Origin of the sequence: Gilvibacter sp. (assembly GCF_965601605.1) — a bacterium.
GTDB lineage: Bacteria > Bacteroidota > Bacteroidia > Flavobacteriales > Flavobacteriaceae > Gilvibacter.
The window spans coordinates 63,730-76,888 of record NZ_CBFCWJ010000005.1 but is presented as its reverse complement, the minus strand read 5'-3'; the positions used below and the strand labels follow the sequence as shown (position 1 = coordinate 76,888).

The following is a 13,159-nucleotide window of genomic DNA, read 5'->3' as shown; positions in this document are numbered from 1 at the left end:
TGACCGTTTTTTTATTGCCACCAATTGTCTTGTGGAGGGTTTTCTGTATTGAATATAGACCCGATCTTGGCCGTCACTACAAACTGTTCGCGCTGCTCAGCACTCGTTTTAAAGCGTTCAATGGGCTCTTTCCAATTGTGAAGGGAGAGATCAAACTTCCCCCAATGGATGGGAAACAACATCTTGGCCTGCAGATCAATTCCTGCTTGTACAGATTGCTCGGGGAACATATGAATCTCCGCCCAGCCGCTGTTATAAGCGCCGTTCTCCACAAAGGCAATATCAAAAGGCCCGTATTTTGCGCCGATCTTGGCAAAGTCCTCTGTATAACCAGAATCGCCGGTTAAGTAGATGTTTTGACTGCTCCCTTTAACAATCCAGCTCCCCCAAAGCGTAGAGGCTCTGTTGAAGATCCCACGTCCAGAAAAGTGACGCGAAGGCGTGAAGGTAAATTTCACTCCTTTAAAGTATTGTTCTTGATACCAGTCAAATTCCTGAACCTTCGCTGAATCAACACCCCACTTGAGTAAATGCGCCTTAATGCCTAGCGGCACCAAATACTGCTTCACCATAGGGTCCATCTCTTTAATGGCTTTCATGTCCAAATGGTCATAATGATCGTGTGAGATCAAAACCACATCAATTTCGGGGAGTTCCGCGATCGTTGGACGCTCGCCCAAAGGGAAAGGCTTCCCTGCAAAAAAGACCGGCGACGCGCGATAAAAAACAGGATCAATAATGATGTTGGTGTCATCTACATTCATCATAATAGTAGAATGCCCAAACCAAGCAAAACTACCGGGAATAAATTGCGTTTTGTCAAACTTTAAACTCGGCAATGGCTGCTGTGGATTCTTGCCTTTAGGAGGGGCCAATGAGCCTAGCATATTGGTTTGCGTATCTGGCCAAGCCAAACTGTCTTTAGTGGAAGTCATGACCTGAGTGGCTTCTTTGTTGAGGAACTTCTTGCCGTCATATTGGGCCTCAATGGCCAGTTTAGCCATTAGACTACGATCTGGATTGGCTCCAAATACCGGGTCAATCTGTATATAAAGCAATACAATGAGCACTAAACCAACAAGGATTCCGAGGGTCCATAAAAGCATACGCAGCAGTTTTTTAAAGAGTCTTTTGATCATGGTTTTGATTTTAACCAGTTGATGCAAAGATCATAAAGATTCTAAAGGTGCAATTATACTTTTTGGGGTAAGATGTATACTTTTTACTGATGCGGCTGTTATTCAAAGTATTTATGGCGCCTCGTGAAGCAGCACTGCGCTTACTTCACGAACGCGCTCTACGCAGTACACGGTACTTTGCTGCGATCGCTGGCGCGAGACCCATAAGCTATTTAACCTAGCGCATAAAAAAAGGGAAACAACTTGTGCTGTTTCCCTTATTAGTCCGGGTCATGTACTAATTCCATTATTCTAGGTAATAAATTTCATAGTTGTTCAAAAACCTGGAGCCTCGATTTCTGTAGGCTTCAATGATGAATCTTCGCGACTCCAGTAGGTGTTTGTTTACTAACTTTTTCATTGTGATAACTGTTTGATGTGTGATGCGCTGTCTAAATCGCAATTAGCGACTGTAGTTCCTGTAATTGGACCATTGTACTCCTTTGCTGCTGATTCCTGTTGAGAAATAACGTCCTGTTCTTTTTGTGGTGATTGATGAGTTCATAACTGTTCGTTTTAAAATTGATTTAATTGATTTGATTTGATGTACACCTTATAGACGGCACAAATTTCAGAATGTTACGGTACTATGTATAAAAAGGTACTGTTTTATAGAAAATTTAACATTTGAGGGATTTGGAGCGAGGAGGAGAAGACCCATCGAACTGAAATATTTACAAACAAAGTCTTTAAGTACACAGGAACAATGGAGGTTTGTAGTATCTTTAATGACTCCTCATTAATTATCATACAATACAACAAGCTATATGCGTATACTAATCGTTTTGCTCCTTTTGACCGTTTCAACCACAACTGCATTAGGGCAATTTGGAGATCCCTACAGAAGGGCTAAAGTCGTGTTGAAATCTGGAGAGCAACTCAATGGAGAAGGTAAATTCAAAAACAAGGGTTATAAATTAAAGGAAAATGAAATGGCCAAGCCCGAGACCATTTCCTATGCAGATATTGACTATTTAAGCATCATAGATGACAACTTAGACAAAAGGGTCTATCGGTTTTACCAGTTTAACGGCCGCAAGAAATACCTAAAACTAGAACTGGTCATTCCAGGAGAAAAATTAGAACTCTATGTGGATCAGTACAATATCAACTCATCTGGAGCAGGTGGCATTTCCTTTGGACAAACCGTCACTAAATTCTACCTAAAAAAACCGGAGGACCCCAAACCACTCTATATGGGGCCTTATGATCCTATTGCCAACCAACTCAAAGAGCGGGTGTTGGAATACTTTCAGGATTGTCCTTCCCTGATTGAAAAGGTAGAGAACAAAGACTTTAGAATGCGTGATGGGCTTTATCAAATTGTGGAGTATTACAACGAGGCTTGTGGGGGGTGACTTTGACTTTGTTCGTTGAACTCTCAATGGAGCATCATACAGTCTTGTTCAAATGAATGAGCGCTTTTATTTTTCTGAGATTGGATTTGATTAGCCATACAAAACACAACAACCCATAAACTAAAATGCCGTAAAATAAACTACGCTGCGAGGATGTAAACTTGGAAGGATTCATTGCCTTCGGCAATGATCCTGAGTGGGGGATGTTGCTAGAGAAAGCCAAAATCGCAAAGCGATTTTATGGCTTTTTTGTTTCCCTCGCTCACTGGAATCAAGTTTCCGTTCGCTTAGAAAAATGCAACAAACCAAAGGATTACTCGCCTGCGGCTCGTGATCCTGGTTTTAGTTTGTTGCAAAAAAAAGACCTTCAAAGCTTAAGCAAGTAAACTTGCTACACTTTTCAGGTCTTTTTTTTGTCGGGGTGGCAGGATTCGAACCTGCGACCTCCTGCTCCCAAAGCAGGCGCGATAACCGGGCTACGCTACACCCCGGACGGAGCGTTAAGAAAACATCCAGTGGATGTTTTTAGCGAACGGGCCAGCCGGCGGGCGGGCTGTTCATGCACAATTAAAATCGTAACGCTTATCCTTTGTAAGATCGTTGCGGAGAGACCGGGATTCGAACCCGGGCAACGGTTGCCCGTTGACAGATTAGCAATCTGCTCCATTACCACTCTGGCACCTCTCCAATAAACACTAATACCATTGCTGATTTTAGCGGAGGCAAAGTTAACTTTTCGAATTAGATAACACAACCAATTCTTAGATTTTTTTACAAATCCAGTTCGGCTGTGATCACAACCCGACTCCCGTCTTTTAATGTGGTAAATATGAGGTATTTGTCTCCGGCGTCTTTCAGCTTGAATTTCTGCCGCAATTGTGCCACCGTCAGCGGAAAATTCTTCGCAATGACCAAATAGTCCTTCTTTAGAAAGGATTTCATCTGTCGTTTGTCATAAGGCAAAACCTCCAAAACCTGGAAGCGTCTTCCTGGGAAATCAAAGGACCCATCTGCGGTAAATACATGACTGTGTTTGGCCAGTTTGTGAACGCCGTAATAGGCGCTTATGTAATCATAGGCCTGTAGCTTCATCAGTGCGCCATGAGGAAGGTATAAGTATCTTAAAGGGTCAGAATAGGCAAGAGGCTCAAACTCCGCGGTGATTTTGTCCGTTACAGTACTATCGGTTCCGATGTTTACGGCGCGTTCAGTGACCTGTGCAGCATTAGGTTCTGCTAGCAGTAAAAGTTCTTTAACCTCGCCTTTGACAGCAACAACTTCAATGCTGCTTAGATTTTTTAATGAGGATTGCGCCTGTTGCAGATCCAACATCGGTGGCGCTTTGATCAGCAGCTTAGCGCTGTTGGCCAGAAGCTCATCTTGCAAGGCAATGACGTTGGGTTCGCAATCCTCCAATTTAAAGGCGCGCTGCACCTTGGAGCGCCTGTCGGGATCGCAATAGATCATATCCCAAGCTTGGGTTTTTAAGAGTTCTGTTCCGTCGCCGATATGCACCGTGATGTTATCAAATCCGAGGATTTTAAAGTTGTGTGCAGCCAGCTTCGCTAGTGCTGCATTGTGCTCGCAGTAGGTAACTTGTTCAAACCGCTCTGCAAAGGCCATGGAATCTATCCCTAAGCCTCCTGTGAGGTCTAATAACAGCTTCCCGCTGTGCGCAGCGGCTTTGTAAACGGCCGTCTGCTCAGAAGAGCTCTGCTCTAAACTCAGCTTGGGAGGAAACACCAAACCAGCTCGGTCGTAAAGCTTGGGTAATTTGGCTTTGATGCGCTGTCTAGCCGCGACCTGTTGAGCAATTTCAGGCATGGACACTCCGGCAACTTCCGCCTTTTTTAAGGCCAATTGATGCGGATCCTCCTTTAAATGTTCCAAAATAAAGGTTTGAACCGCCTTAGATGCTAAAAGCTCCAGGTTCACGCTACAGATTTTTGGTCAGGCGTTGCACCACCTTGTATTCAGACAGGAATTCCTTGGCAATTACTTTGACTGCCGTGTAGACAGGAACAGCAACAACCATCCCGACAATTCCCAGCAGTAATCCGCCAATGATAATGATCAAAAAGATCTCAAGCGGATGTGATTTAACGCTGGAAGAGAAGATCAACGGTTGGTTCACAAAATTGTCAATCAATTGCACAATCACCACTCCGATCATCACATAAAGCGTTGTAGGGAGAATAACAGTTTGAAAATCCGCTCCTATATTACTGCTCATACTTAAAAGCAACATCAGTGCCCCACCAATAAGTGGTCCCACGTAGGGAATCAGATTTAAGAGTGCACACAAAAACGCAATGACAACGGCGTTCTCAATGCCAAAGATCAGCAATAAAATAGTGTACAAAATAAAGATCACCGTAACCTGTGCCAAGAGCCCCACAAAGTAGCGTGTCAAGAGGTTGCGGATCTTGGTAATGCTTTTTTTAAGCCGATTCTCATCAGAATTCTTCACCAAACTCAGGATGGCATTGTCAAAAAGGGCGCTGTCCTTCAGAAAGAAAAAGGTGATGAAGAGCACGGAGAACAGTCCTATACTAAAGGAACCTAAGGCTCCGAAGATATGATTCAAAAAGTCTGGAACGGCGTTATAATCGATCTTTGAGAGCCAATCCATTTCTTCTAATGAAGTCAGGATATCAATGCCTTTGTTAGAAAAATAAGCATTGGCCTGATCAAAAAGCGATTCAAAATTGCTCTGCAAGCCATTCATATTCAGCAGCGAAAGGTTTTTACTCTGCTTAGCAATTAGCGGAATAAAAAGCGACATGATCCCCAGAAAGACCCCAAACATCAGCGTAATAGTAGTAATTACCGCTAAGGTGTTTCCAAAGCGCAGGCGCCTTCTTAAAAAGACCACGATCGGCCTTCCGATCAGGGTGATCACTGCTGCTAAACAGATATAGACCAATACAGAACGTATTTGATACAAAAACCAAATAAGCACCGCTATCGCGACCAATATTACTATTGCACGTAAAATTCCATTGGAGATGGTCTTGGAGGTCATTTAAGTTAGTTTGATGAATTAAAAGTAGGCATTTAGCAGCGCAACTACAAAAGCTTTTGAGTGAGCACATGCAGCGCAACAGCCGCAGACTGGGTTACATTCATGCTGCTGTTGTTGCCATACATAGGAATGTGAACCACCTTATCGCATTGGGCTAATACCTGCTCACTTACCCCATGAACTTCTCCACCGAGAACTAAGACATACTCCCCGTTATGATCAAGTTCAAAGCTGTCTAAAACTTCGCTCTCGGAGGTAATTTCCAAGGCTACTAACTTTGCTTGTGGAATTATACTTTGGATATCCTGTAGCGCATCAGCTGCCGAATCGAATTGTTTGATATTTAAATTGCGCTCGGTGCCGCGTGCAGTACGCTTGAGTCTGGAGGAGTTCAAATCGACCTGAGAGTTTACCAAGAAAATATCTTTAATCCCAAAGGCGTCCATGAGTCGGAAAAGTCCGCCAATATTGGCCGGAGAGCGAACGCCATCAGTGAGCAAGGATATGGAAAAGCTTTTGGGCTTGAATGGATTTTGGTCGTGAGTAAGTTGCGTCACCTTTATTGATTAAAGGCAAATTTGACAATATTAGCGCCCATTTGCAAGGCTTTGAGACGCACTGCTGGCGGATCGTTATGGATCTCCGGGTTTTCCCAACCGTCGCCTATATCCGCTTCAAAAGTATACAAGATCAGCAGGCGGTCATTCTCAAAGATTCCAAAGGCTTGAGGTCTGCCGCTGTCGTGTTCGTGAATCTTGGGCAATCCTTCAGGAAATTTAAAATGCACGCTAAAAATAGGGTGGGAGGCGGGCAATTCTCTAAGCTCTTTGTCTGGGAAGATCTTTACCAACTCCTTTCGTAAATAAGGATCCATACCGTAGTTATCATCTATATGTAAAAATCCTCCACTCAATAAGTATGCGCGTAAATTTTCAGCTTCCTCGTCAGAAAAATAGACATTACCGTGACCGGTCATATGAAGCATTGGGTAATTGAACAGATCAATACTCCCGGGTTTAACGCTGCTGATTCGATCCTTCATCACCGTTCCAATCTCTTGATTACAAAAACGAACCAAATTGGGAACGGCCGTTGGGTTGCTATACCAATCTCCGCCACCACCGTATTGCAAAACGGCAATTTCCTGTGCTTTGGTCAAAGATAAATTTCCAAATAGGGCTACCAAGAGGAATAGATATGCGAGTCTTTTAGACATGGTTTAAAGGTAAGCTTCCTTTCTCATAAATAAATGCCAAAAAGTGATAAAAATGTAGGGTATTTTTAGCCTAAATTGTTATAAATTAAAAGTTCCTACAAGGTTTAATGCATTTGAGGCTTTACGCATGTTAAAATTTTGAACGCTTTTGACGCTTGTTTTATATATTTGTAAAACAGGTAGTTACGTTGTCTTCCTGATAAAGGTTTACGAGTAAACTTCTATCGGGATGTACTATCCGCTTTTATTTTACCTTGTTGAGACTTATCTTTAATAGAAAATTCGGCTATGCTAACCATCCAGGCGAAATTCAAAAAAACAATTGTGCTACTGCTCCTTGTTTTGAGCGGCACAACTTCTTTTGCCCAGATCTCATCAGCGCATATGCAAGAGGAAGTTCAGATCGATTCTGTACTGATGTTCCGTGAGCTAGCATTTAAAGCCGCAAAGACCAATGACGCCGAGACTGCTGCTATTTACATAGACAAATACGTAAAGCGAACCTTAGATTTCCACTTTGTAGAACACAGTTCCTTCAATTATATCTCAGAAGCGCCAGAATACCAAGCCTTGGTAGAACAATATGTACCTCGTTTTGAGTGGATCGCACTGTTCTATATTTATTCTGGACTTATTGGATTCTTTATTGTCTTTATCATCAACATCAGAAAGCGAAAAGATCAGTTAGCAGCGCTATTGCTGAGCCTCTTTTTGTTGATTCACTCGGTGTTTATCATCCACGTTGGCTTGTACACCATGAATTACACCTTTGAGTTACCGCACACACAAAGCATGTCTACGGTATTCTCCTTCCTTTATGGACCGCTCTTGTATTTCTACTTCAGACGGATCAAAACAGGTTACAAACCTAAAATTATTGATGCATTACACCTCTTGCCAACACTGGCGTTGGTGATTATGTTTCTACCGATTTATTCCTTGTCTGCGGAAGAGAAGCTGCGCATGATGCTCGGTTTAGGGACTTACAGTTCTAATCCCTATGGACAAATTGTGGCGGGAGGAAAGATCCTTTCCTTGATCGTTTATGCTTCCCTGACTTTAATGTTGTTCTTAAAGACCAGAACGCATCGCACACAAGTACAAACACCATTGTATCTGTGGCAGCGCAACATTGTAGGCTTCCAAATCTTGTATGCCTTGGTGTATGTGATCTACGGTATTCTATTGATGGCTGATATCAACACAGGGCTTATTTTTAACTCCCAGCTGATCTTAATGTCTGGAATGGTATTGTACGTAGCTTATGTTGCCTACAGCCGTCCGAAGGTATTGATGGGCTTCCACTTGGAATCCAATTATCTCAAATACAAGAACTCTGGTCTTACCAATAGTTATTCCCTAGAATTGAAGAATCAACTCATGCATCTTTTAGATGAAGAGAAGATCTATCGGGAGAACAATATTAACCTTGACTCTTTGGCAGACCGTTTAGGTACTACGCGCCACAGTGCTTCTCAGATCATTAACGAGCACTTTAACCAGAACTTCTTTGAGCTGATCAACAGCTACAGAATCAAGGAAGCTATGGAGATTCTCAAAGCCGATACCGAGCGTGAGAAGAACATCATAGACGTGGCGTACGAGGTAGGTTTCAACAATAAGGTTACCTTCAACAAATCGTTCAAAAAGATCAACGAGGTTACTCCTTCTCAATTCGTAAAAGCCTTATATACATAGGCTTACATTCCTTAAAAAGGTAAAGGTAAAGCCCGAACGGGCTTAGGTAAACATTAAAAAGGTAAAGGGTAATTCTTATCCATTGCACCCACAAAGCCTGGGTTTCCATTAAATCTTTGTACTAGCGCATTTAAGAGCATCGCTGCTTTTAAAGCCTCGTTTTTGTTTCATCAAAATTTGCTAGTATGAAGAGTATTTTGAAAAATGCCTGGCTGCTATTCTTGTTGGTCCCTTGGCTAGGGATGGCGCAAGAGCTAACAGTAACAGGTACCGTATCAGACACAGAGGGCTTTCCTTTGTTTGGAGCCACTGTGCAAATCAAAGACACCAATTTAGGGGTACAAACCGACCTTGACGGAACGTATACCATCAATGTAGATGGCAGTCAAACCCTGGTGTTTTCGTATGTATCAACCGCGCCATTGGAAGTCGGTATTAACGGACGCAGCCAAATTGATGTGGTTCTGGAATCCGAAGCCTTAGAAACAGTTGTGATCTCAGCGCCTATTTATGGCTTGGAGAATCCAACAGCAGCCGTGAGCACGGTTAAAGCCAAAGAAGTGGAGCAAGTTCCTATTGCTTCCTTAGACCAGGTTTTGCAAGGACGTGTGGCTGGACTTAACGTAGCCACGGGTTCTGGACAACCAGGACAACAGGGAACCATTACCATTCGTGGGGTGAATTCCTTCAACGGAGATAGTGAACCGCTGTTCGTTATCGATGGGGTCTTTGTAGATCAAGACAACTTCCGCAGTTTGAATGCCAATGATATTGAAGACATTCAAGTCCTTAAGGATGCTTCTGCTTCTGCCTTGTACGGAAGCCGTGCTGCCGGTGGAGTGATCGTGGTGACTACCAAACGCGGTAAGTTCAACAGTCCGCTCACTTTGACTTATCGTTCTCAGTATGGAGTTTCTTTAAAACCCGATCCGAACTTTGATGTTCTGTCCTCACGTGAGCTTTTGGAATACCAAAGACTCATCGGTACAGGAGCTGGGAACGGCCTGACTGATCAGGAGATCGCAGAACTCGCACAGATCAACACCGATTGGAGTGATATTTTCTTTAGAAATGGAACGACCATTTCTCATGAGATCGCCGTGTCTCGCGGTAGTGAGAACAGCAGAAGCTTTAATTCCTTGGGTTATTTTGAACAGGAGGGAATCACCTTGGGTTCTTCCTTGCAACGATTCACCTTTAGAACGAACAATGAGGTGCGTTCGGACCGTTTTCAGCTTTCGAGTCAATTCACAGCGAACTTTAGCAAGAGTAATTTTGTGGTGGATCGCGCTCGTGGAGGCAATACTGGAGGGCAGTTGGATAACCCGTTCATTGTGCCTTATATCGGTTTGCCGTTTCAGGACGCCTTTAATGCCGATGGAAGCCTGAACACCTTTGGTACTGTGGCATCTGGTGCGCTTAACGCGGATGGATCCATCAATGCTTCGGGAGCCAATGGCTTTCTCAATACGCCTTATTTGGCATTGAATACGGCCACCTTTAATACAGATAATGAAGAAGAACTGCGCTTGATCGGTTCCTTGGACGCCTCTTATGAATTGGCCAAGAATCTCAAGTTGGGAGCCCTTTTGGGAGCGGATTACCGCCAACAGAATGGGACTATCATCACTACACCCGGGAGTATTCGCGGTTTAATTACACCTACTGCGGATTCTGATCTGAAAGGGTCACGCCAAGAAAGTGATTTTAGAGACCTGCGGTTGAACTTCAACGCCAGTTTAAGATATAAGAACACCTTTGGGGATGTACACGATGTAACGGCCTCGCTGTTTACCGAGTACAACAAACGGCATGTGCGTTCCTTCGGTTTTGTCGGTTTTGGACTTAATCCGCTATTTGAGCAGTCAATCAACGGGATCACTTCTGGGCAAGTGGTAGAGTTACAAGGCGGAGCCGAAACCAGACCGTACATCCCCATTCTTTTTGGGTCTCAGAACGATCGTGGGCTCTTCTCTTACTTTGGAGTGTTGAGCTACCGTTACGACAAGCGTTATGAGGTGCAGGCCAGTTTGCGTCGTGATGGATCGTCCTTTTTCCCGGATGAGAATGAGTTCGGAACCTTCTATGCCGTATCCGGCCGATGGAATATTGCCAATGAAGCTTTTATGGCCAAAAAAGAGTGGGTCAATGAGCTCGCCTTGCGTGTCAGTTTTGGTACGGTAGGAAATCAGGAGCTGTTTATTCCCTTTGGGCAGTTCAGTCTGTTTTCTCCAGCCATTGGCTACAATGCAACGCCAGGTGTAGTTCCAAGCGCTATTGGTAATGATAACCTGAAGTGGGAGGAAACCACCCAGGCCAACCTCGGAATTGATTTCAGTTTCTTTGACAACCGCTTTAGCGGGAACCTGGATTTTTATTCCAACACCACCAGAGATGCCTTGCTTTTTCGCCCCGTTTCTCTGACTTCAGGTTTCAACACCTTTCCAGACAATGTTGGAAAGCTCAGAAACAAAGGGGTTGACTTTGAATTCAATTATGCCTTGGTGCGCAATGAAGCCAAGCAGCTCTTTGTCAACCTATACGGTAATGTCAACTACAACGACAACGAGATCCTCAGTCTTTTTGATGGGGAAGAGCGCGTGGGCAACCTCGGGGTTGGACAATCTATTGGAGAGTTTCGTTTGGTGCGCTATGCAGGTGTGAATCCGGCGAACGGAGAACCGCTGTACTTAGATGCCAACGGGCAGATCACCAATCAGTTCAATCCAGACGATGCTGTTTTCTTAGGAAAAGGTACACAGCCGCTCTACAGCGGTGGTTTTGGTGCCGATGTACAATACAAAGGCTTTGGACTTTCCTGCCTTTGGAGCTTTGCTGCGGAGCAGTACCGTACTAACGGATCGCTTGCCGTAACAGAGGATCCCTCTTTAGCGGGATTTGCCAATCAGAGCACTACAGTACTTAACGCTTGGAGTCAGCCGGGAGACATCACCGATGTTCCGGATCCTAACTTGGGCGGGTTTAGGTTTCAAGCGGGAGACCGCTATCTGGAAAACAGCTCCTTTTTGCGCTTGAGAAATATTGTCCTGTCCTACACGCTACGCGGAGAACAGTTCAAAAAGAAACCGTTTGCAGCAGCGCGTATTTATATGCAAGGACAGAACGTGTTAACCTTTAGTCGTTGGCGAGGATTCGATCCGGAGACCAATACAGGATCTTCCTTTTTCGATTTCCCGACCGCCAGAACCTTTACGCTTGGTTTAGACTTAACCTTTTAAAAATTGAAATCATGAAGAAGTTATTTATATATATCGCCTCGGTAGCCCTGCTGTTTGCAGGCTGCGGTGACGCTACGGACATACTTCCGGTAGATTCCGTAGCTGCAGAAGGCGCCTTGACAACTCCGGAAGATATTGATCTTGCGCTAAGCGGTGCCTATGCGGCCTACAACCCGCAACTGATCATACAATTCTCCTCCAGATTCACAGACGATCTGCGTTTTGGAGTAGACAACGGTGGACAGGGAACCGTAGAGCACAATCAGACTATAAACGCCGGTAGTGGCGTGGTAAATAATATTTACTCCAGCTATTATGCGGTGATCAATCGAGCCAATCGTGTTTTGGAAGCCATAGAAACTATAGACAGTGCTTCCTTGACGGAGGCTCAGGTGGATCGTCTCAGGCAAATAGAAGGACAGGCCTTAGCCTTGAGAGCTTTGGCGCATTTTGATCTGCTCACTGTGTTTGCTCCAGGTTTTGCTGACAGCGATTTGGGAGTGCCTTATATAGACTTTGTGGTCATTTTGGAACTTCCTGGGCGTGATAGCGTTGGAGACGTGTTTGCAGGGATTTTAAGCGATTTAGATGCTGCTGATGCCATTTTGGAGGATTCGGCGAATATCTTTCTCAACAAGGACTTTATCACAGCGTTAAAGGCGCGTATCGCCCTATACCGAGGAAACAATGCGCAAGCCATCTCTTTGGCCGATCAGTTGATCGCAACCTATCCTTTGGCCGATAGAACTCAATACGTAAATATGTATGCTGATGCAGACAATACGGAAGTGATCTTTAAGGCCTCACGCACCGTAGCCGACGGTAGAGCAGGTGGACTGTTCTATTTCACAGGTACAGGAGGTGCTTTTTTTGAGATGTCTTTTGGACTCTTTGATTCCTTGGACCCTTTAGATATCCGCTATGATGTGTTGTTGGATGATGATGTGGACGGCGGCACCATTGATCCGGTGAGTAATCCTCCCGAGACGTTATTTATCAAGAAATATCCCGGTCGTGATGGGCAATTTGGGTTGAATGACCTGAAGCTCTATCGCGTGGCCGAGCAATATTTAATCAAAGCCGAAGCTCAAGCCCGTTTGGGGCAGCTGGCAGAGGCAGCCATAACCATCGATGCCCTTCGTGACGCGCGCTTTGGATCCGATCAGCCGGCTCCTAATTATTCCACTGTTCTCGAAGCCATTACTGACATTTTAAGTGAGCGACGCAAAGAATTAGCCTATGAAGGGCATCGATTTATTGATCTGAGAAGAACCCGTGATATCACAGGTTTGGGAATCGTACGTAACGATGCCGACTGCGGCGGGCCTACGCCTTGCGAACTCCTGCCTACGGACTTCAAGTTCACTTTGCCGATCCCTCAGGCAGAGATCGATGTGAACCCGAATATTGAACAGAACCCTGGTTATGACACCAATTAAATGTAG

The 13,159-nt window shown here is 44.5% G+C and carries 10 protein-coding genes and 2 tRNA genes; 5 read left to right on the top strand and 7 right to left on the bottom strand.

Features of this window, described 5'->3' with window-relative positions:
* Positions 1 to 11 precede the first annotated feature (11 nt).
* A complete protein-coding gene (locus tag ACSLP7_RS00705) occupies positions 12 to 1,139 on the bottom strand; it encodes an MBL fold metallo-hydrolase (protein WP_435577527.1) in 1,128 nt (375 codons plus the stop codon).
* A gap of 806 nt (positions 1,140 to 1,945) precedes the next feature.
* Here ACSLP7_RS00705 and ACSLP7_RS00700 point away from each other — a divergent pair.
* Together ACSLP7_RS00700 and ACSLP7_RS00695 are read left to right on the top strand one after the other, a co-directional pair.
* The gene (locus ACSLP7_RS00700) at positions 1,946 to 2,536 is read left to right on the top strand and encodes a hypothetical protein (RefSeq protein WP_435577526.1); all 591 of its coding nucleotides are present in this window, start codon (positions 1,946 to 1,948) and stop codon (positions 2,534 to 2,536) included.
* A gap of 161 nt (positions 2,537 to 2,697) precedes the next feature.
* Positions 2,698 to 2,922: a hypothetical protein gene (locus ACSLP7_RS00695; protein ID WP_435577525.1), complete on the top strand. Its 225-nt coding sequence runs from the start codon at positions 2,698 to 2,700 to the stop codon at positions 2,920 to 2,922.
* Between the two features lie 30 nt (positions 2,923 to 2,952).
* Here the strand turns inward: ACSLP7_RS00695 and ACSLP7_RS00690 are convergent.
* From ACSLP7_RS00690 to ACSLP7_RS00665, 6 genes are all read right to left on the bottom strand, one after another.
* Positions 2,953 to 3,027, bottom strand: a tRNA-Pro gene (locus tag ACSLP7_RS00690).
* Positions 3,028 to 3,139: 112 nt separating this feature from the next.
* Positions 3,140 to 3,223: transfer RNA gene (locus ACSLP7_RS00685), tRNA-Ser, on the bottom strand.
* 84 nt (positions 3,224 to 3,307) lie between these two features.
* Entirely contained in the window at positions 3,308 to 4,471 is a 1,164-nt protein-coding gene (locus ACSLP7_RS00680) for a THUMP-like domain-containing protein (protein WP_435577524.1), read from the bottom strand.
* A gap of 1 nt (position 4,472) precedes the next feature.
* Complete coding sequence (locus ACSLP7_RS00675) at positions 4,473 to 5,561, bottom strand: AI-2E family transporter (protein ID WP_435577523.1); 1,089 nt, start codon at positions 5,559 to 5,561, stop codon at positions 4,473 to 4,475.
* 44 nt (positions 5,562 to 5,605) lie between these two features.
* Positions 5,606 to 6,118 carry a TrmH family RNA methyltransferase gene (locus tag ACSLP7_RS00670; protein WP_435577522.1) on the bottom strand — a complete coding sequence of 171 codons (513 nt, stop codon included), beginning with the start codon at positions 6,116 to 6,118 and terminating at the stop codon, positions 5,606 to 5,608.
* A gap of 2 nt (positions 6,119 to 6,120) precedes the next feature.
* Positions 6,121 to 6,777 carry a DUF4159 domain-containing protein gene (locus tag ACSLP7_RS00665; protein WP_435577521.1) on the bottom strand — a complete coding sequence of 219 codons (657 nt, stop codon included), beginning with the start codon at positions 6,775 to 6,777 and terminating at the stop codon, positions 6,121 to 6,123.
* A gap of 324 nt (positions 6,778 to 7,101) precedes the next feature.
* On the opposite strand from ACSLP7_RS00665, the gene ACSLP7_RS00660 reads away from it, so the two are divergent.
* The 3 genes from ACSLP7_RS00660 (at position 7,102) to ACSLP7_RS00650 (ending at position 13,153) form a co-directional block, all read left to right on the top strand.
* Positions 7,102 to 8,475, top strand: coding sequence for a helix-turn-helix domain-containing protein (locus ACSLP7_RS00660; protein ID WP_435577520.1), 1,374 nt, complete (start codon positions 7,102 to 7,104; stop codon positions 8,473 to 8,475).
* 185 nt (positions 8,476 to 8,660) lie between these two features.
* Entirely contained in the window at positions 8,661 to 11,714 is a 3,054-nt protein-coding gene (locus tag ACSLP7_RS00655; RefSeq protein ID WP_435577519.1) for a SusC/RagA family TonB-linked outer membrane protein, read from the top strand.
* Between the two features lie 11 nt (positions 11,715 to 11,725).
* Positions 11,726 to 13,153, top strand: a complete 1,428-nt coding sequence (locus ACSLP7_RS00650; protein WP_435577518.1) for a RagB/SusD family nutrient uptake outer membrane protein — start codon at positions 11,726 to 11,728, stop codon at positions 13,151 to 13,153.
* Positions 13,154 to 13,159: the final 6 nt, after the last annotated feature.

Coding starts and splice junctions, on each gene's coding strand:
- ACSLP7_RS00650 (WP_435577518.1), top strand. CDS start 11,726: ATGAAGAAGTTATTTATATATATCGCCTCGGTAGCCCTGCTGTTTGCA.
- ACSLP7_RS00665 (WP_435577521.1), bottom strand. CDS start 6,777: ATGTCTAAAAGACTCGCATATCTATTCCTCTTGGTAGCCCTATTTGGA.
- ACSLP7_RS00700 (WP_435577526.1), top strand. CDS start 1,946: ATGCGTATACTAATCGTTTTGCTCCTTTTGACCGTTTCAACCACAACT.
- ACSLP7_RS00705 (WP_435577527.1), bottom strand. CDS start 1,139: ATGATCAAAAGACTCTTTAAAAAACTGCTGCGTATGCTTTTATGGACC.
- ACSLP7_RS00675 (WP_435577523.1), bottom strand. CDS start 5,561: ATGACCTCCAAGACCATCTCCAATGGAATTTTACGTGCAATAGTAATA.
- ACSLP7_RS00655 (WP_435577519.1), top strand. CDS start 8,661: ATGAAGAGTATTTTGAAAAATGCCTGGCTGCTATTCTTGTTGGTCCCT.